The sequence below is a fragment of the Actinacidiphila polyblastidii genome (assembly GCF_036353415.1).
GTDB classification, from domain to species: Bacteria; Actinomycetota; Actinomycetes; order Streptomycetales; family Streptomycetaceae; genus Actinacidiphila; species Actinacidiphila polyblastidii.
The window spans coordinates 1-18,976 of the sequence record NZ_JAZEWV010000008.1 but is presented as its reverse complement, the minus strand read 5'-3'; the positions used below and the strand labels follow the sequence as shown (position 1 = coordinate 18,976).

Sequence of the window (18,976 nt, the reverse complement as noted above, 5' to 3'; positions counted from 1 at the left end):
CCCCGCCATGACCGACACCGACGGGCGCGGGGCGCCCTCCGCCGCACGGGCACAGCCCTCCTCGGCCGCCGTCGCCCGGCTGCGGCTCATCGTCGCGCGCCTCTACCGGCAGCTCGCCCAGGCGTCCAGCGACGACCTCGACCTCACCTACGCCCAGCTGTCCGCGCTGGCCAGGGTGCAGGCGCACGGCCCGGTCCGGCTCGGCGAACTGGCCGCGCTCGAACAGGTCGCCGCCCCCTCGCTGACCCGCACGCTGCGGCCGCTGGCCGCCGCCGGGCTGATCAGCAAGGAGGCCGACCCCACCGACGGCCGCTCCCTGCTGGTCAGCATCACCGCCGAGGGCGGCGCCCACCTGGACCGCATCCGGCGCGCGCGCTCCGAGCTGCTGGCCCGCCGGATGTCCCGGCTCAGCCCCGAGCAGAGCGACACGCTGCTGGCGGCGCTGCCCGTACTGGAGCTGCTGCTCACCGAGCAGGAGACGACCCCTGCCCCGCAGGCACCGCCGCCCTGAGCGCCGGCTCAGCGGGACACGCCGCCCGAACCGGGCTCCAGCGGAGGGGCGTTGAGACCGCAGTTCGCCCGGCACTCCGGGCGGGCGAACTGCTCGTGCAGGGCTTCCTCCTCGCGCAGCGCCCCGCGCGGCACCAGCAGCGCGGCGAGCGCGGACGCCGCCACGCACAGGCCCGCGCAGATCACCATCGCCCGCCCGAACGCGGCGTTGACCTTGTGCGGCGAGCGGTACGCCTGGTCGGACAGCCCGATCAGCAGCGGCAGCGCGGCCACCACCAGCAGCTGCGCGACCCGCGCGGCCGCGTTGTTGACGCCGCTGGCCACACCCGCGTGGTCGACGTCCACCGAGGCCAGCACCGTCGCGGTCAGCGGCGCCACGAACAGGCACATGCCCAGCCCCTGCACCACCACCGCGGGCAGCACGTCCAGCCAGTACGACGAGGAGCCGGGCGAGACCCGGATGAGCAGCAGCAGCCCGGCGGCGGTGAGCAGCGGGCCCAGCGTCAGCGGCAGCCGCGGGCCGATCCGCTGCGCCAGCGCGCCGGACGGCGCCGACAGCAGCAGCATCAGCACGGTGATCGGCAGCGTCGCCAGGCCCGCCCGCAGCGCGCTGTACCCGGCGGCGATCTGCAACTGCACCGGCAGCACGAAGAACACCCCGCCGATCGACGCGTACAGACACAGCGTCACCAGGTTCATCGACGTGAACAGCCGCGAGGAGAACACGTGGAGCGGCAGCATCGGGTGCTCGCGCCGCCGCTCGGTACGGAGGAAGGCGGCGCCGCACAGCAGCCCGGCGAGCGCCGGCAGCCCCACCGACAGCAGGGACGGGTGGGCGGACGCCGAGATCAGCGCGTAGGTCACGCCGGCCAGGCACAGCGCGGCCAGCGCGGCGCCCCCGATGTCGAACGCGCCGGAGGCCCCCCGGTCCCGGCTCTCCGGCACCCGCCGCGTCGCGATGGCCACCACGACCGCGGCGATCGGCAGGTTGACGTAGAAGATCCACCGCCACCCCGGGCCGTCGACCAGGTAGCCGCCGAGGAACGGCCCCACCGCGCCCGCCACGCCGCCGAGCCCCGACCACGCGCCCACCGCCTTGGCCCGGTCCTCGGGGCGGAACGAGGACTGCACCAGCGCCAGCGACCCCGGCGTCAGCAGCGCGCCGCCGACGCCCTGCAGCGCCCGCGCCGCGATCAGCGTCCCGCTGTTCTGCGCGGCCCCGCACAGTGCGGACGCCACCGCGAACCACACCACACCGATGACGAACACCCGCCGCCGCCCGTAGCGGTCGCCGAGGCCGCCGCCGAGCAGGATCAGGCCGGCCAGCGTCAGCAGATAGCCGTTGACCGTCCACTGCAGGGCGGCCAGCGTCGCGTCCAGGTCCTCGCCGATCCGCGGCAGCGCGATGTTGACGATGGTGCCGTCCAGCAGCGCCATGCCGGAGCCGAGCACCGAGCAGGCCAGCACCCACCGGCCGGCCGTGGAGGCCAGCTGTACGCCGCCCCCGGTCGCGGACTGTTCCGCCGTCGCCATCGCACACGCCTCTCAGGTGATCGTTCCCGGCCTTCCGGTCACAGTCTGCGCCGATTGGCGGCCCCGTGCGGCAGACCGGCCGAAACGGGCGTGAGAATGGCCCTGCCGGGCAGGTCACCCGGGGCTGCGGCGCCCAGCCGCACGCCCCGGCCCCCGCCCCACCGCACGAGACACCACGCAGTACGAGACACCACGCAGTACGAGATGTCCCTGAGCACGAGACGCAACGAAGGAGACGCGGATGCCGCACGAGCGGGCCGGAAAGCCGGCCGGGCCGGAAGACCTGGTGGACGTCCCCCGGCTGGTCACCGCCTACTACGCTCTGCACCCCGAACCCGATGACCCCGCCCAAGCGGTGGCCTTCGGCACCTCCGGCCACCGCGGGTCCTCCACGGCCACCGCCTTCAACGAGGACCACATCGCCGCCACCAGCCAGGCGATCTGCGACTACCGGGCGCAGCAGGGCACCACCGGACCGCTCTACCTCGGGGCGGACACCCACGCGCTGTCCGAGCCCGCCCGGGTCACCGCACTGGAGGTCTTCGCCGCCAACGACGTGACCGTCCTCCTCGACGAGCAGGACGGCTGGACGCCGACACCGGCCGTCTCGCACGCGATCCTCGTCCACAACCGCGGCCGGGCCGAGCAGTTGGCGGACGGCGTGGTCGTCACCCCGTCGCACAACCCGCCGAGCGACGGCGGGTTCAAGTACAACCCGCCCAACGGCGGGCCCGCCGCGTCCGACGCCACCGGCTGGATCCAGGACCGGGCCAACGCCCTGATCGCCGGCGGCATGAAGGGCGTCCGCCGCATCCCGTACACCCGCGCGCTGGCCGCCGACACCACCGGGCGGTACGACTTCCTCGGCCGCTACGTCGACGACCTGCCGTCGGTGCTGGACCTGGACGCGGTACGGCAGGCCGGCGTGCGGATCGGCGCCGACCCGCTGGGCGGCGCCTCGGTCGGGTACTGGGGGCGGATCGCCGAACGGCACGGCCTGGACCTGACGGTGGTCAACCCGGTCGCCGACCCCACCTGGCGGTTCATGACGCTCGACTGGGACGGCAAGATCCGGATGGACTGCTCCTCGCCGTACGCGATGGCCTCGCTGATCGCGCGCAAGGACGACTACCAGGTCGCCACCGGCAACGACGCGGACGCCGACCGGCACGGCATCGTGACGCCCGACGGCGGCCTGATGAACCCCAACCACTACCTGGCCGTCGCCATCGACTACCTCATCGGCCACCGCCCCGACTGGGGGCCGGAGTCGGCGATCGGCAAGACGCTCGTGTCCTCGTCGATGATCGACAAGGTCGTCGCCGGCCTCGGCCGCCCGCTCACCGAAGTCCCGGTCGGCTTCAAGTGGTTCGTGGACGGACTGCTCGGCGGGACGCTCGCCTTCGGCGGCGAGGAGTCGGCGGGCGCGTCGTTCCTGCGGCGCGACGGCAGCGTGTGGACCACCGACAAGGACGGCATCCTGCTGGCGCTGCTGGCCGCCGAGATCACCGCGGTCACCGGCCGCACCCCTTCCGAGCACTACGCCGAGCTGGCCGGCCGCTTCGGCGCCCCCTCCTACGCCCGGATCGACGCCCCCGCGGACCGCGAACAGAAGGCCGTACTGGCCAAGTTGTCGCCCGAGCAGGTGCCCGCGCGGGAGTTGGCGGGGGAGGAGGTCACCGCGGTGCTCACCGAAGCGCCGGGCAACGGCGCCGCGCTCGGCGGCATCAAGGTGTGCACCGAGAACGCCTGGTTCGCCGCGCGCCCCTCCGGCACCGAGGACGTCTACAAGATCTACGCGGAGTCCTTCCTCGGCGACGACCACCTGGCGCGGGTGCAGCAGGAGGCCAAGGCGATCGTCGCTGACGCGCTGGGCGGCTGACCGCCGCCGGGACGGTGGCCGGCCGGCCACCGTCCCGGCAGATCAGGCCAGTTGGGCCGACTGCAGGCCCGCGTACGCGCCGCCGCCGCGCAGCAGCTCCGCGTGCGAGCCGACCTCGGCGATCCGGCCTTCGTCCAGCACCACGATCCGGTCCGCGTTCCTGATCGTGGACAGCCGGTGCGCCACCACGAAGACCGTACGGCCGCGCACCAGCCGGCTCAGCGCCTGCTGGACCAGCGCCTCGGAGCGCGAGTCCAGCGCCGACGTCGCCTCGTCCAGGACCAGCACCCGCGGGTCGCGGATCAGCGCGCGGGCGATGGCCAGCCGCTGCTTCTGCCCGCCGGACAGCCGGGCGCCGCGCTCACCGACCACGGTGTCCAGGCCCTGCGGCATGCGGTCGATGAACTCCAGCGCGTTGGCGTCGCGCAGCGCGGCTCGCACCGCCTCCTCCGGCACGTCCGTCATGCCGTAGGTGACGTTCTCCCGGACGCTGCCCTCGAAGAGGATCGACTCCTGCGGCACGACCGACAGCCAGCTGCGGTAGTCCCGCAGGTCCATCGTCTCCATGTCCACGCCGTCCAGCAGGATCCGGCCGCGGCTGGGCCGCAGGAAGCCGATCACCAGGTTGAGCACGGTGGACTTGCCCGCGCCCGACCCGCCGACCAGCGCGATGGTCTCGCCCGGCCGCACGTCCAGGGTGAAGTCCTCGACCGACGGGCGGTCGCTCTCGGGATACGTGTGGCCCACCCCGCGGAACTCGAACCGGCCCAGCACGCCGCTCACTTCGGCCTTGCCGTCGTTCTGCTCCAGGTCCGGCGCCTGCAGCACCTCGCCGATCGAGCGGACCGACTCCAGGCCCTTGCCGATCTGCGGGGTGAGCGTGAGCAGCGTGGTGACCGAGGCGGTCAGGCTGGAGAAGTACGCGCTGAGCATCACCACGGTGCCGGGCGTCACGCTCAGCCAGCCGTAGTACGCCACCAGTGCGGAACCGGCCAGGCAGGCCACGCCGATCGCGTTGAGCACGATCCAGGCGATCGAGCCGAACCAGCCGTTCAGCCGGTCCAGCCGCAGCCCCGCGTGCAGCACCTCGCCGAGGGTGCGGTCCACCCGGTGCAGCGCGGTGTTCTCCAGGCCGTGCGCCCGGGTGATGGGGATCAGCGTGGTCATCTCGCTGACACGCGAGGACAGTTGCTCGACCTGCTGGCGGAACATCTCGTTGCGGTCGCGCAGTCGCCGGCGCAGCCGCACCACCAGCACCGCGGAGGCCGGCACCACCACGAGGTAGACGGGCAGGAAGGCCGGCGCCTGGATGCCGATGACGACCAGGCCGCCGGAGAGCGTGGCGATCGCCGCCAGCCCGTTGTCCGCGGTCTGCTGGGCGGCGGTCTCTATGGTCTCCACGTCGCGGATCACCTTGGCCTGCAGCACACCGGCGCTGACCCGCGAGTGGTAGCCGATCGACAACTGCTGCATCCGGTGGCACAGCGCGGTGCGCAGCCGGGTGCCGGTGCGCCGGATCGAGCCCTGCATGCAGCGCACGTACGCCAGGTGCAGCGGCAGGTTCAGCACCAGGATCACCAGCAGCACCGCGGAGTTCCACCACAGCACCGATATCGGCTTGTGCTCCACCACGACGTCCACCACGTTCGCGGTGATCAGCGGCAGCAGCCACACCGGGGTGTGCTTGCCGAGGAACGCCAGCACGGCCAGCGCGACCCGGCGGCGGTCCGGATGGAAGAGGTAGAGGAGGGTACGGACGGGATGCTCGCCACGGTAGCGGTGGCTGAGCGTGCCTTGCGGCAGCGCCATTGCGGAACTCCTCGGATCACGTCTTCGATCACGTCTTCACAGGGGTCACCCCCGGTAGGCGGGGCGGGGGTGTGAAGGCTTGCGCGGATGCGGTCACTTCTGCGCTGAAGTGTTCATGTGCGCGCATAAAAGCATAGGGGCCGGGCGCCCCGTGGCGCCCGGCCCCTCCCTGGTGGTGACTGACCGCCGTCACGCGGCCCGGCCGGGACGGGAGCGGCGGTAGAGCACCGCACCGCCGAGCAGCAGGCCCGCGCCCGCCGCGGCCGCGGCGCCGATCCCGTCGGCCCCGGTGTGCGCCAGCGCGGGGCCGGCCGCCCGCGGCGCCACGGCGGGCGCCGCGGGGGCGGGGGAGCGCACCGCGGTGACGGGCGGCGTCCCGTGGTTCACCGACGTGTTGCCGATCGAGGGGTTGCCCACGCCCACCACGTTCACCGAGTTGCCGGAGAGGTTGACCGGCAGACTGACCGGGACGTGCAGCGAGTTGCCCGACAGCAGGCCGGGGGAGCCGTGCGGGCCGCCCGCGGCGAGCGCGCCGCCGGCCGTACGCGCCCCGCCGGGCACCGCGCCGTCGGCGGGGCGGCGCGGCCCGCCGGAGACGACCCGCTCGTCCGCGGGCGCGCCGGCGTGCCGCCCGGAACGGGCCACCGGGCGGGCCCGGCGCTCCGCCGAGACGCCCGAGGTCTGCGAGGACGAGCCGTCGGCGCAGGCGTCCGCGTGCGAGACGTCGGCGCACGAGTTGCCCATCGCCGGGTTGAGCAGGCCGATCACGTCCACGGTGTTCCCGCAGACGTTCACCGGGATGTCGACCGGCACCTGCACCGCGTTGCCTGACAGGACGCCGGGCGACCCCGCGGTCTCCCCGCCGGCCGCCGAGTCCGCCTGGGCGTATCCAGCGGACGCCAGCACACCCCCGGCGACCATCGCGGTGACGAGTCCCTTTCGGGCGACCCTGTTCATACGCTTCCCTGCCTTCCGCACACTCCCGCGGACCGCTGGTCGGCCGTCCGCCACGGACCGATGTCCGCACGCAGCACAACGCGCAGGGGGCCAATCAGGTCATGCCCGCGGCAGGTTTCATCCCCACGGGTGAACCGGGGATGAAACCAGGACCAGGTCTCCGGTACAAGCCGCCCCGTGCGGGGGACCGCCGTCGCGACAGGCCGCGGGAGGCGTGCGGCGCGGCCTTCGTCACTGCGGCCGGATGCCGAACCCCGCCAGCCATCGCAGCAGTTCGGGGCGGTCCGTGGCGCTGAGCCGGCCGCCGGAGAAGCGCGGATCGTGACTCACCTCCGCCACCGCCGCAGCCGGCCCGGCGAAGGCCGCGGCCTCCTCGTCCGAGCCGAACTCGGCCTCCGCGAGGACCAGTCCGTGCAGCGGCGGTTCGAACACATCGACGCCCAACGGCGGCAGGCTGTACCGCGACTTGCGCAGCACGCGCGCCGGCAGCGCGGCGAAGACGTCGTACTCGGCGGGGGAGAGGTAGGCGGTGGTGATCAGCCCCTGCACCCCGCCTGCCGGCCGGTCCGCCGGGATCTTCTGGGTGAGCTTCAACTCCGGCGGACCGTCAGGCCGGTCGGCGCGGCGCAGCCGCACGCGGGTGCCGGTGAGGTAGCGGTCGGTGATCCGGCGGGCGGGGCCGGGCAGCGACTCGGGCGCCGCGGCGAGCAGGAACCGGCGCTCGCGTTCGACGCGTGCGTACGTGCCGGGGACGAGGGGCGTAGAGAGGTGGGCCATCCCGCCAGGGTGCCTGTCCGGCAGCCGGCCCGCGCGTGCTTTTCCGTGCCGTGAACGCCCTCGACGCCCGGAACGCGTCGAACACTGTGAAATGCCGCGAACGGCGTGTACGGGGTGAATGCCGCGAGTGGCGCGATTGCGGCGAGTATCGCGAACCGGGTTCAGGCCGCGCTCTCGTCGGGCAGGGCGCGGCGCTCGGTGAAGGCGTTCCGGTCCACGTGGGCGCGGGCCGCGGCCAGCGCGGGTCCGATCTCCCTGGTGCCGGTCGACACGCACAACGTGTAGACGGTGTCCTGAAGTTGCTGCCCCAGCCGGGGGTCGACGCGGCCGGGCTCCTGGGCCTCGACGTGGTCGCGGAGCGTCTCGTAGCGGTCCAGCAGGGTTCGCAGCACGGTCGGGTGGGCCATCAGCATGGGTGCGTCCTCGATGGTCGGTCGGTGCGCCGTCAGGGGGTCAGGGGACGGAGAACTCGAGCCCCGCTTGCCCGACCCAGGAGCATGCATGCGCGATACACCGGAAGTTTTTCCCGGCGGCCCTGCGACCAACGGCCTGAACTGCCGTTTGTGCGCGGCGCGTTAGCCACGTCACACGCGGGCGGCGCGGCACCGGGCGGCGGGCCGCCGCCCGATCAGGCGGCGGCGCCGGCGCCCCGGCCGGGCCCGCGTCAGTCGATCCCGCGCAGGATGTGCGTCTCGGTCGGATCGTCCTCGTAGCCGGCCAGCCGGATCGGCGCACACCTGGACCAGACGTCCAGGGGGCGCTCCTCCGCCAGCAGGGCCGCACGGACCTGGTCCGCCGTCGCGGCCACGGTTTCTTCGCCTTCGACCTGATCTGATGACACCGCGCACTCCTTAGCGTCGCGTGGCCGGATCCGCCGGACGCGGCCATGTCCAGGGCGTCGGCGGGCCCGGAAGGGATCCTTCATCGGGCGGAGCGGACGCGGTGGCGCCATGGGTCGCCCCACGTTCTGGGGCGGTGGGGCACTGCCGGAGACGGCCGGGGTGGCGGCGCGTTCCAGGACGGGCATCGGGGCCAGGTACTTCCCCGGAGAGCCTGCCCGTCCCGGACAGCGTATGCCCGCAAGCACGCTGTCACCAGCCGGTTTGCGCGTGTCCCCGGCCACCCGCGGGCGGCGCCGCCCGGCCCGGTTGTTACCGTTTGCCGTGCTCAACAGCGAGAAGGACCGCAGCGGCAGGACTGGGCCATCCGGGTCGGGGATACCCGGCGCGCCGCCCCCGAGGCGCCGCCCCCGGCTCTCCCAGGTGCTCGCGGACATCTCGCCGCTGCGCGACCACGCCGACTTCCGCCGCCTGTGGTTCGGCAACACCGTCTCGTACGTCGGCCAGCAGATGACGGCGATGGCCGTCGCGCTCCAGGTCTACGCGATCACCGGATCGAGCTTCTACGTCGGCCTGGTCGGCCTGTGCTCGCTCGTCCCGCTGATCGCCTTCGGGCTCTACGGCGGCGCCGTCGCGGACGTCGTCGACCGGCGCAGGCTCGGCCTGATCACCGCGTTCGGGGCCACCCTGCTGTCCGCGGCGCTCGCCGTCGTCGCCATCGCGCACCTGCGGTACGTCGGCGTCCTCTACGCGATCGTCGCGCTCCAGGCGGTCTGCTTCGCGATGAACTCGCCCGCCCGCTCGTCGATGATCCCGCGGCTGCTGCCGCCGGAGCAGCTGCCGGCCGCGAACGCGCTGGCCTCGCTGGCCGGCGGCGTCGGACAGATGGCGGGACCGATGCTCGGCGGCGTCTTCGTCGGCCTGTGGGGCTACCAGGCGGCGTACCTCATCGACGTCGCCGCGTTCACCGCCTCCCTCTACGCGATGTGGCGGCTCCCGGCGATGCTGCCCGGCGACACCGAACCGGGCACGGCGCCCGGCGCGGCGCCCCGCCGCAGGCCGGCCCGGCCCTCGGTGATGGAGGGACTGCGCTACCTCGCCGCCCGGCCCAACCTGCGGACCACCTTCGTCTCCGACCTGTGCGCGATGGTGCTGGCCCAGCCGCGCGTGCTCTTCCCGGCGATCGCCGGGCTCTGGTACGGCGGCGACACCCGCACGGTCGGCCTGCTCGCAGCGGCCCCCGCCGCGGGCGCCCTGCTCGGGAGCGTCTTCTCCGGCTGGCTCGGCCGGGTCGACCGGCAGGGCCTGGCGGTGCTCGTCGCCATCGCCTCCTGGGGCGCCGCCGTCGCCGTCTTCGGCCTGACCAGGAACCTCTGGCTCGGCCTGGTCTTCCTCGCCCTCGCGGGCTGCGCCGACACCGTCTCCATGGTCTTCCGCAACACCATGCTCCAGGCTGCCGCCCCCGATGACATGCGCGGCCGCCTCCAGGGCGTCTTCCTCGTCGTCGTGGTCGGCGGCCCCCGCCTCGGCGACTTCCTCGCCGGCTCCGCCGCCGACGTCTTCTCCCCCGCCGCCGTCGTGATCGGCGGCGGCCTCGCCTGCATCGCCGCGATCACCCTCGTCGCCACCCTCCAGCGCAGCTTCGTCGCCTACGACGCCAGGTCCCCCATCGCCTGACCGCCCGCCCGTGCCCTGCGGGCGGCGGGTGCGGAATCACGTCGCGTGGACGTCACTGTGGGCGCGTGCGCCTGGCCGTGCGGGCCTGCGGCGTCGAGTCCCTGCCGCACCGGTTGCGCGAGGCGCACCGCGTCGCGCGGCGGTCCGGGAATCGTGCTGCCTGCCGGCAGCCCCGGCCGGGGCGGGCGGCAGGGCGGCGGCGGTGCCGCGGTGTGCGTCGGCGGGCCCGGCGCCTGAGACCGCGGGCCGCAGGGCGTCAGCCCGGAGATCGTCCGGCGCAACCCGGTGGCACTGGTGCGTCGGCCGCGCGGGGGCGGACCGCTGCGTCGCGAGACCGTCTCGGTGCCGTCGGCGGTCGGGTGCCGGTCCGGGATCGCGCTGCCTGCCCGGTGGCCTCTCGCCGGGGCCCGCGGACCCGCCGCGTATGGGGGCGAGCCGCCGGACGCCACGCCGGAATCCTTCGGGCGCCGCCGGGGCGTGCTTCGCGTCGGCTGCGCGTGAGCCGGACCGCGTGGCGTGTCCGCGCCGGGCGGGCGGGCCCGGCGCGCAAGGCCGCGGGGAGCCGGGCGGCAGCTCGCGCGGGTGCGGGCGGGGGCCCGGTCAGGGCAGGGGGGCGACGTAGACCCAGTGGCCGTGCTCGCGGAGGAAGCGGCTGTTCTCGTGCTGCTCGCCGTCGTGGCCGTCGAGGCGGTAGTGGGCGGTGAACTCGACCGTGCCCTCGCGGTGGAAGGCGGTGCCGCCGGTGGTGGCGAGGATGTCCAGGGCGGTCCAGCGGACGGCGTGGTCGAGCTGGAGCTGGGCGGGCCGGGTGCCGGCGGACCAGGTGCGGAGCAGATAGGCGGGGTCGCGGACGGCGAAGGCCGCGTAACGGGAGCGCATCAGCCGCTCCGCGGTGGGGGCCGTGGAGCGGCCGGTGTGGAAGGGGCCGCAGCACTCGCCGTAGGGGGCGCCGAGCCCGCACGGGCAGGGCGCCGCGGCGGCGGGGGAGGCGGGCGGTGCGGAGGGGGCGGGGCGGCGTCGCGGCATCCCCCGATTGTGCCGGACCCGGGGCGGCGCCGAACGAATCAGCCGAATGGGCGTCCCCCATGCGGGGGACCTCGGGGTTTCCGGCGGCGCGCATCGGAAATGCGCTCAGCATGGCGCACATCGGCCACCCGCACCGGCCTGGCGCGGGCGCACACTCCGAGCCCTCCGCCTGGAAGGAACCATCGTGAGCTCCCCGCAGGACCAGCCCGCAGACCCGGCCGCCCAGGTCGCGGTGACCGTCGACAGCTGCGCCAAGGAGGACGCCCGTACGGTGTTCGCCGCGCTGCACACCACCTTCGCGTCCGACCGCGAGCCGGACGACACCCCCGCCGACGCGGAGAGCGGCCGGCCCATCGTGTGGGCCGCCACCTTCGACGTCTCGCGCACGCTGGGCCTGCCGGGCCCGACCCGGCTCGACGAGCCCGTCACGGTCACCGCCCAGGGCGGCTACCGGGCGGTCGACCGGTTGCGCGAGGGTCTCGCCGAGGCGTTCTCGGTCCGCGTGGTGGGGACCGCCTCCGGGGACCAGGAGGAGGAGGTCCAGCTACGGCTGGAGAGCCGGGCATAGCAGCCGGGCGCAGCAGCCGGGCGCTGCGCGCGGCCTGCGCGGCCGTTCACCCGCTGCCGTGCGCGGCCCGCACCGTCGCGATCGTGTCGGCCTCCGACGGCTGCTTGTCCTCGCGGTAGCGCAGCACCCGGGCGAACCGCAGCGTCAGCCCGGCCGGATAGCGCGGCGAGGTCTGCACCGCGTCGTAGGCGATCTCCACGACGAGCTCGGGGCGCACCGTGACGGTGTAGCCGTCGTCGCGGACCGCCAGCTCCTGGAGCCGTTCCGTCTGCCAGTCGAGCATGGCGTCGGTGAGGCCCTTGAACGTCTTGCCGAGCATGACGAACGAGCCGTCCGCCTCGCGCGCCCCCAGGTGGAGGTTGGAGAGCTTGCCGGTGCGGCGGCCGTGCCCGCGCTCGACGGCGAGCACCACCAGATCGAGCGTGTGCACCGGCTTGACCTTCAGCCAGGAGGCGCCGCGCCGCCCCGCCGCGTACGGGCTGGCGGCGCCCTTGACCACCACCCCCTCGTGGCCGCGCTCCACGGTACGGGCGAAGAACTCCTCGGCGGCAGCCGTCTGCGCCGGGTCCTGCGCGTCCTCCACGACGAGCCGGCGCACCCGCAGCTCCTCCGGCACCAGAGCCTCCAGCGCCTCGTGCCGGTCGGCGTAGGGGAGGTCGAGCAGATCCCGGCCGTCGACGGACAGCACGTCGAAGAAGACCGCGTGCACCGGTGTCGCCTCGGCCGCCGCGGTGACGTCCAGCCGGGAGCCGACCCGGCCCGCGGTCTCCTGGAAGGCGCGCGGCCGGCCCGCCTTGTCGAAGGCGAGCACCTCGCCGTCGAGGATGAAGCGCTCGGCGTCCAAGGCGGCGGCGCTCGCGGCGATCTCCGGCAGCCGTGCGGTCACGTCGTCCAGCGTGCGGGTGTAGATCCGCACGGCCGCCTGCTCGCGGTGCACCTGCACCCTGATCCCGTCGAGCTTCTCCTCCACCGCGCAGGCGCCGAGCTTGCCGACCGCCTCGGCGACGCTCTTGGCGCCGCTCGCCAGCATCGGCAGCAGCGGCCGGCCGACCGTCATGGAGAACTCGTCCAGCGCCGCGGGGCCGCGGGCCAGCAGCGCCCGCGCCACCGGTTCGAGACCGCCGGCGAGCATCACCGCGCGCCGCACCCGCGCGGGCGGCGCCTCGGTGGCCGCCGCCAGGCCCTCGGCCGCCGCGGCGTCCAGCGCGCCCTGCCGCACTTCGCCGGTGACCAGGCCGAGCAGATAGCGCTGCTCCCGGTCGGTGGCCGCGCCGAACAGGTCCTGCAGCAGCGAGCGCCGGGCGGTCTGCGAGCCGGTGCCGGTCAGCTCCCGCACGGCGGTGAGCGCCGCGTCCACGGCGGTGACCGTCAGCGTCGCCTCCTCGGCCGGACGGGCCCGGTCCCGCAGCGCCGACCAGCCGACGCCGAGCCTGCCCTGCGGCAGCCGGCCGGACAGGTAGGCGATGGCGATGGGCACGTCCTCGGGCTCCGCCGCCCGGAAGAACTCGGCGAGCAGCGCCGTCTTGCGCGTCCGTGCGGACGTCCGTGCGACCTCCCCGGAGACCCGGGCCACCTCGGCGAAGAGCATGGGCCCATCCTCGCGCCCGGGGGGCGATCGCGCTCCCTCTCCGCCGGCATTCGAATGAGCGTGCGAATATGCGGTAGGATATTGCCATGCAGCATCAGCAGGCGTCCATCTTCGGCACCGGAGCCCCCGGCCTCGGCGACCTGAGCGCCGCGCGCCGCACACAGCTCGGCCGCGGCGCGTGGATCGACGTCCTGCCCGGCTGGCTCTCCGGCGCCGACGACGTCTACGACGAGCTGGCCGGGCGCGTCCCCTGGCGCGAGGAGCGCCGCCGGATGTATGACGACGTGGTCGCCGTACCCCGTCTCCTCGCCCACTACGGCGCGGGCGAGGAGCTGCCGCACCCGGCGCTGACCGAGGCCCGTTCGGCGCTCACCGCGCACTACGGCGACGAGTTGGGCGAGCCGTTCGTCACCGCGGGGCTGTGCCACTACCGCGACGGCCGGGACAGCGTCGCCTGGCACGGCGACCGGATCGGCCGCGGCGACACCCACGACACGATGGTGGCGATCGTCTCCCTCGGCGAGCCCAGGGCGCTGCTGCTGCGGCCGCGCGGCGGCGGCCCCGCGACCGTCCGGCGGCCGCTCGGCCACGGCGACCTGATCGTCATGGGCGGCTCCTGCCAGCGGACCTGGGACCACGCGATCCCGAAGACCCGCGCCGACGTGGGCGGCCGCATCAGCGTGCAGTTCCGCCCACGCGGGGTGCGCTGAGGGTGCGCTGACCGGCCGGGCGCCGGGACCGTACGGGGGGCGGTCCCGGCGCCCAGCCGGTCAGCGCACCCCCACGTCCCGCGGCGCGGCCGGCGGCAGGCCGTCGTCGTCGCGTGGCGCGTCCGACGGACCCGGTACCGCTTCCCCGGCCACCGGCGCGCCGGGAGCAGAACGGGCCTGGCGAGCGGCGCCGCGCCGGCCGGTGGCGATGTCGAGCAGCGCCACCGCCAGAGCGAGCACCACCAGGCCGGTCGCGGTCAGCAGGCCGAGCTGGAAGCCGCCCTGCCAGTCCGCGTGCCGGGAGTCCACCCGGGTGAAGTAGACCGAGCCGACCGCCGCGATGCCCGCCGCGGAGCCGATCCGCTGCGCGGTCTGCAGGACGCCGCCCGCGCTGCCCGCTCGGGCGACCGGCACCTCGCCGAGGGTGAGCGTCTGGTTGGGCGCGACGACCAGGCCGCTGCCGACGCCCGCGAACAGCAGCGGGACCGCCATCGCCCAGCCCACCGAGTGCGTGGTGTCCATCCGCACCGCGAGCGCCGTGCCCAGCAGGCCGACCAGCACGGCCGCCAGCCCGCCCGCGACCAGCGGCCGCCCCAGCCGGGTGGCCTTCCGTCCGCCCACCGCCGCCGCCACACCCGAGCCCACGGCGAACGGCATGATCGACAGGCCCGCCTCCAGCGCGGTGTACCGCATGCCGTTCTGCAGGTAGAGCGTGAGGATGAAGAAGATCGCGGTGAAGCCCGCGAAGTAGACCAGGGACAGCAGCACCCCGAGCCCGTAGGACCGCTGCCGGAAGAGCGTCAGGTCCACGAGCGGCTCGCGCCGCCGGGCGTAGTGCCGCTCCCAGCCGGCGAAGAGCGCGAGGACGGCGACGGCGGCGGGTACCAGCAGCCACTTGGCCGCGCCCGGCCACTGCTCCTGCTGCACGAACGGGAGCAGGAGCAGCACCGTGCCCGCGCCGAGCAGCAGCACGCCCGCCGGGTCCAGGTCCCGGCGCCCCCCGCGGCCGTCGCCGCGCTGCGCGGCGGACGGTCCCGGCAGCAGCCGGCAGGCGGCGGGCAGCACGGCCAGACCGATCGGCAGGTTGACGTAGAACACCCAGCGCCAGCCCTCCTGCGCGCCGAACGCCTGGATCAGCAGCCCGCCGAGCAGCGGTCCCACCGCCGTCGACAGGCCGATCGTCGCGCCGAGCATGCCGAAGGCGCGGCCGCGCTCGGCGCCGTGGAACATCTGCTGGATGAAGCCGGACACCTGCGGCACCAGCACCGCTCCGGCCACGCCCTGCAGCAGCCGCGCCGCCACCAGCCACGTCTCGCTCTGCGCCGCCCCGGCCAGCGCGCTCGTCGCGGTGAAGGCGACGAGCCCGGTGACGAACACCGCGCGCCGGCTGCGCACGTCACCCATCCGGCCGGCCGGTACCAGGACGAGCCCGAACATCAGGGCGTAGCCGGACAGCACCCACTGCAGACCGCTCTGCGAGGCGTGCAGCCCGCCGCGGATGGACGGCAGCGCCACATTGACGATGCTGACGTCGAGAAGCGTCATGAACCCGGCGACCAGGCACACCGCGAGCGCCGGCCACCGCCGCCACCCCCCGCCGGCACCGTCCTTGCCGGCTCCGTCCTCGCCGACGCCGGTGGTGACGGCGGCCGCGTCACGGCCCACCGGGTCCTGCGGTCGCTGCTGGTACGGGGTGCCCACCGGCCGGCCTCCTGCCTCGGATCTCGAACGCCGCGCCGGTCCGAGACATACCGGAACGTACCGGGCCGCACCTGAACGTACCGGTATGCGCGCCGCACCGCCCGAGCGGTCTGCGCCCGGCTCGCCCGCGGGCCGGAGGGCCGCCGCGGCACCCGCTCGGGCTGCGACCGCAGGCGCGCTGACCTCGGGCGTGCGCATGATGGAGACGACGGCGCGGCGGAAGCTGTTTTTGCCCCCCGCGCACGGGTAGGCGACCGTGCGTAGCCGTAGCGGGTCGAATCCGGCCGGTTCGGGTCAAATCCGCTCCGTCCGCCCAGAGCCGAGAGGACGTGAGATCCGTGCGCACCGCAATCCTGGTGGCGCCCGAAGGGGTGGACGAGGCGCCGTGCGTGCGCCCCGTCGGCCACCTGAGCCTGATCCCCGCCGCGCCCGCCGGCGCGGTCCTCGCGGAAGTGGGCGCGCGGACATGAGCGACAGCGGCGACAGCGGCTGGGGCGACGAGGTCTACCAGCCCGACGACAGCGAGATCCGCGAGGACACCGGCCCGCTGGAGGCCGAGGACACCCTGCTCGACCGCGGGCTCGACGACGTGCTCGACGAGGGCTACTCGCCGCCGGACCGGCCGTACGCCGTGGAGGACACCGGAACGACCGCGGGCGAGCAGCAGGCCGGCGAGTCGCTCGACCAGCGGCTGCGGCGTGAACAGCCCGACGAGACCCCGCCCGACGGCGACGGCCTCGGCGACGTCTCCGACACCGACGGCGAACTCCTCGACCCCGAGGCGGGCGACCGCCGCTCGGGCCGGCTGGTCGGCCCGGACGAGGGCGCCCACGGCCGCGCGGACGGCGTGACCGGCGACGACGTCGGCATCGACGGCGGCGCCGCGTCCGCCGAGGAGGCCGCGGTGCACGTGATACCCGACGACGACAACGGCGGCCCCGGGCCGTGAGCGGCCCCGAACCGGCGACGAGCGGAACAGCGCGAGAACAGAGCAGAGCGAAGGAGCGGGCGCGATGAGCGAAGCGAGCGACCCCAAGAACCCGGGCGGCGGTCACGGCCGTGACCGTGCCGCGGCGGCCCCCGCGGACGTCACGGAAACCGCCGCCCCGCACGACCCGGGCGCGCCCGCCGACGGCGCGCGCCACAGCCGGTTCCGCTGGCCGCACCGCGGCGGCCGGGCCGACCACGGGGGCAGGCCCGCCGGGCCCCCGCCCCCGGCCGGGGCCACCGAGATGACCGCCTCCGAGGCCCGCGCCGCCGCCCGCGCCCGCAACCCCCTGAAGGTGCCCACCGGCCTTGGCGCGAGCCTGGCCACCTCCGGCGGACTGCTGCTCGCCATGGTCGAGGACGTACGGATGCGCGGCGGCACCGAGCCCGAGGACCTGCGGCCGCTCGCTGACACCTTCGCCCGCCACAGCGCCGCCAAGGAGGCCACCGTCCGCAAGGTGCTCACCCGGCACGGCGCGCCCAAGGGCCTGGTCGAGCGCGACCGGCACGAAGGCGACCTGCTCCAGGGCATCCTCGACCGCGCGCTGACCGGCCGTCATCCCGAGGAGACCCGCGTGCTGACCATCGACGGCGCGCTGGCGCAGATGTACCAGTACCTCTTCCACGAGCGCCGCGACCTGGTCCCGGCGATCGAACGCCTGGTGCCGGTCGAGGAGAGCGAGAGCCTCGCGGCGGCCTTCCACGCGATCTCGGACGGCTGACCGGATGCGGTACGCCCTCCGAACGCCCGGCGCGCCCCCGCGGAGCACGCGGCCCCGCCCCGGGGGCCCTGCGGAGATCGACTTCCGCAGGCGCATACTGACGCAGTCAGCACCCAGCTGTCCGATCATCCGGAAGGGACCCGGAGCATGAGCACCCAGCCGCACGCCGGACGACGGGTCGCCCGGCCGGCGACGGGGGCGGTGCGATGAGCGAGACGTTCCGGCATCCCGCGCTGTTCTATCGCGGCGACGCGGAGTACCTCGACGCCCTGGTGCCCTTCGTCCGCGACGGGCTCGACGCGGGCGACCGCGTCGCCGTCGCGGTGCCGGGGGAGCGCGGCGAACTCCTGCGCTCCGCGCTCGGCGCGGCCGACGCGGCCCGGGTGCGCTTCACCGACATGGCCCGCGCCGGCCGCAACCCCGGCCGGATCATCCCCAGCGTGCTCACCGCCTTCTGCGACGACCGCGCCGCCGCCTCCGACGCGCAGCGCGGCGTCAGGATCGTCGGCGAGCCGGTCTGGCCGGGCCGCACCGCCGTCGAGTACGCGGCGTGCGTCCAGCAGGAGGCCCTGATCAACACCGCCTTCGAAGGCCGCCCGATCACCATCCTCTGCCCGTACGACGCGTCCGGCCTCCCCGCCGAGGCCCTCGCCGACGCCCACGTCACGCACCCCGCGGTCATCGACGGCGGCGCGGAGCGGTCCAGCCCGGACTACGACCCCCAGCGGGCGATCGCCGCCCATGACCTCGCGCCGGCCCAGCCCGCCGACGCCGCGTGCTTCCCCTTCGAGCGCGAACGGCTCCGCGACGCCCGCCAGTTCGCCGTCGCCTCGGCCGCCGCGCTGGGCCTGACCGGGCGCCTGCTGGACGATCTCGCGCTCGCCGTCGCGGAACTCACCACGAACAGCGTGCTCTACGGTGGCGGCAGCGGCGTGGTCGGCGTGTGGGCCGAGGACGGTCAGGTGGTGTGCCAGGTCCAGGACGCGGGCCTGCTCGCCGATCCGCTCGCGGGGTGCCGCGTCCCGCCTCCCGGACGACCCGGCGGCCGCGGCCTCCTGATGGTCCATCAGATCGCCGACCTGGTCCGCGTCCACTCCGGCGCCGACGGCACCGCCGTCCGCCTCTTCCTCGCCCTCCCCGACCACGACCCGGCCGCCACCCTCGCCGAAGCCGTGACCACCCCCGGGCTCACCCCCGCCTGAGCGCCTCCCGGCGCGCCGCCCCTTTGTGCGCGGGACGTTCGCGGTCCTCGCGTCGTCCGGTGGGCGGGTTCCGGTGTGACGTCCTGGCGTTTTCCTGGCCTCCGGCCGGTGGGTCGGGGGCATTCCGGGGCCGACTCCTCGACTTTGCGGCCTCCCCACGCCCGGGTGGGTGGCGATCAACCTCCAGCCGATGACCCATGCGCGCGGCCGGGCCGCGTCCGCCCCGCCCGGCCGAGCACACGGCCCGCCCACCGCAACAGCCACCTCACGGGGCCGAGCACGCGGACGAGGCCCCCGCCAGAGCCGCCACCCACCCAGACCCACCCACCCCAGCGCGGACCACCCCCGAGACCCACCCACCCGGACCGGCCACCCACCCCCGCGGGGAGCACCCCGGCATCCACCCACCCACCCAGGCCCGGCCACCCGCCCCCGCGACCCCACCCACCCCACTGGGGCGGAGCGGCGGGGCGTACCCCCCACCCGCG

18 protein-coding genes are annotated in these 18,976 nt (G+C 75.1%); 9 read left to right on the top strand and 9 right to left on the bottom strand.

Features of this window, described 5'->3' with window-relative positions:
• Positions 1-7: 7 nt before the first annotated feature.
• Complete coding sequence (locus tag V2S66_RS12435; RefSeq protein ID WP_330794711.1) at positions 8-511, top strand: MarR family winged helix-turn-helix transcriptional regulator; 504 nt, start codon at positions 8-10, stop codon at positions 509-511.
• Positions 512-519: 8 nt separating this feature from the next.
• Here V2S66_RS12435 and V2S66_RS12430 read toward each other — a convergent pair whose 3' ends face one another.
• The gene (locus V2S66_RS12430) at positions 520-2,043 is read right to left on the bottom strand and encodes a DHA2 family efflux MFS transporter permease subunit (RefSeq protein ID WP_330794710.1); all 1,524 of its coding nucleotides are present in this window, start codon (positions 2,041-2,043) and stop codon (positions 520-522) included.
• 241 nt (positions 2,044-2,284) lie between these two features.
• Here V2S66_RS12430 and pgm point away from each other — a divergent pair, with 241 nt between their 5' ends.
• Positions 2,285-3,925 carry a phosphoglucomutase (alpha-D-glucose-1,6-bisphosphate-dependent) gene (gene pgm / locus V2S66_RS12425; protein WP_330794709.1) on the top strand — a complete coding sequence of 547 codons (1,641 nt, stop codon included), beginning with the start codon at positions 2,285-2,287 and terminating at the stop codon, positions 3,923-3,925.
• A 42-nt stretch (positions 3,926-3,967) separates the two neighbouring features.
• On the opposite strand, the gene V2S66_RS12420 is transcribed toward pgm, so the two are convergent.
• The 5 genes from V2S66_RS12420 to V2S66_RS12400 form a co-directional block, all read right to left on the bottom strand.
• Positions 3,968-5,734 carry an ABC transporter ATP-binding protein gene (locus tag V2S66_RS12420; protein ID WP_330794708.1) on the bottom strand — a complete coding sequence of 589 codons (1,767 nt, stop codon included), beginning with the start codon at positions 5,732-5,734 and terminating at the stop codon, positions 3,968-3,970.
• Positions 5,735-5,923: 189 nt separating this feature from the next.
• Positions 5,924-6,691 (bottom strand): chaplin, encoded by a 768-nt coding sequence (locus V2S66_RS12415; protein ID WP_330794707.1) that lies wholly within the window; start codon positions 6,689-6,691, stop codon positions 5,924-5,926.
• Positions 6,692-6,922: 231 nt separating this feature from the next.
• Positions 6,923-7,468, bottom strand: coding sequence for a CYTH domain-containing protein (locus V2S66_RS12410; protein WP_330794706.1), 546 nt, complete (start codon positions 7,466-7,468; stop codon positions 6,923-6,925).
• Between the two features lie 161 nt (positions 7,469-7,629).
• A complete protein-coding gene (locus tag V2S66_RS12405; RefSeq protein WP_330794705.1) occupies positions 7,630-7,881 on the bottom strand; it encodes a DUF5133 domain-containing protein in 252 nt (83 codons plus the stop codon).
• A gap of 251 nt (positions 7,882-8,132) precedes the next feature.
• A complete protein-coding gene (locus V2S66_RS12400; protein WP_330795060.1) occupies positions 8,133-8,309 on the bottom strand; it encodes a hypothetical protein in 177 nt (58 codons plus the stop codon).
• Between the two features lie 376 nt (positions 8,310-8,685).
• Here V2S66_RS12400 and V2S66_RS12395 point away from each other — a divergent pair, with 376 nt between their 5' ends.
• A complete protein-coding gene (locus V2S66_RS12395) occupies positions 8,686-9,984 on the top strand; it encodes an MFS transporter (protein ID WP_330795037.1) in 1,299 nt (432 codons plus the stop codon).
• Positions 9,985-10,584: 600 nt separating this feature from the next.
• On the opposite strand, the gene V2S66_RS12390 is transcribed toward V2S66_RS12395, so the two are convergent.
• Complete coding sequence (locus tag V2S66_RS12390; protein WP_330794704.1) at positions 10,585-11,010, bottom strand: YchJ family protein; 426 nt, start codon at positions 11,008-11,010, stop codon at positions 10,585-10,587.
• A gap of 184 nt (positions 11,011-11,194) precedes the next feature.
• Here V2S66_RS12390 and V2S66_RS12385 point away from each other — a divergent pair, with 184 nt between their 5' ends.
• Entirely contained in the window at positions 11,195-11,578 is a 384-nt protein-coding gene (locus V2S66_RS12385; RefSeq protein WP_330794703.1) for a hypothetical protein, read from the top strand.
• Between the two features lie 46 nt (positions 11,579-11,624).
• Here the strand turns inward: V2S66_RS12385 and V2S66_RS12380 are convergent, their stop codons facing one another.
• Positions 11,625-13,166, bottom strand: coding sequence for an ATP-dependent DNA ligase (locus V2S66_RS12380; RefSeq protein WP_330794702.1), 1,542 nt, complete (start codon positions 13,164-13,166; stop codon positions 11,625-11,627).
• A gap of 86 nt (positions 13,167-13,252) precedes the next feature.
• On the opposite strand from V2S66_RS12380, the gene V2S66_RS12375 reads away from it, so the two are divergent.
• Positions 13,253-13,876, top strand: coding sequence for an alpha-ketoglutarate-dependent dioxygenase AlkB (locus V2S66_RS12375; RefSeq protein ID WP_330794701.1), 624 nt, complete (start codon positions 13,253-13,255; stop codon positions 13,874-13,876).
• A 60-nt stretch (positions 13,877-13,936) separates the two neighbouring features.
• Here the strand turns inward: V2S66_RS12375 and V2S66_RS12370 are convergent, their stop codons facing one another.
• Positions 13,937-15,421 carry an MFS transporter gene (locus tag V2S66_RS12370; protein ID WP_413966382.1) on the bottom strand — a complete coding sequence of 495 codons (1,485 nt, stop codon included), beginning with the start codon at positions 15,419-15,421 and terminating at the stop codon, positions 13,937-13,939.
• 494 nt (positions 15,422-15,915) lie between these two features.
• Here V2S66_RS12370 and V2S66_RS12365 point away from each other — a divergent pair, with 494 nt between their 5' ends.
• From V2S66_RS12365 to V2S66_RS12350, 4 genes are all read left to right on the top strand, one after another.
• Positions 15,916-16,047, top strand: coding sequence for a hypothetical protein (locus tag V2S66_RS12365; RefSeq protein WP_330794700.1), 132 nt, complete (start codon positions 15,916-15,918; stop codon positions 16,045-16,047).
• Positions 16,044-16,526 carry a DUF5709 domain-containing protein gene (locus V2S66_RS12360; protein ID WP_330794699.1) on the top strand — a complete coding sequence of 161 codons (483 nt, stop codon included), beginning with the start codon at positions 16,044-16,046 and terminating at the stop codon, positions 16,524-16,526. Before V2S66_RS12365 ends, V2S66_RS12360 begins: the two co-directional genes overlap by 4 nt.
• A 64-nt stretch (positions 16,527-16,590) precedes the next feature.
• Complete coding sequence (locus V2S66_RS12355) at positions 16,591-17,286, top strand: hypothetical protein (protein WP_330794698.1); 696 nt, start codon at positions 16,591-16,593, stop codon at positions 17,284-17,286.
• 206 nt (positions 17,287-17,492) lie between these two features.
• Positions 17,493-18,488 (top strand): sensor histidine kinase, encoded by a 996-nt coding sequence (locus tag V2S66_RS12350; protein WP_330794697.1) that lies wholly within the window; start codon positions 17,493-17,495, stop codon positions 18,486-18,488.
• Positions 18,489-18,976: the final 488 nt, after the last annotated feature.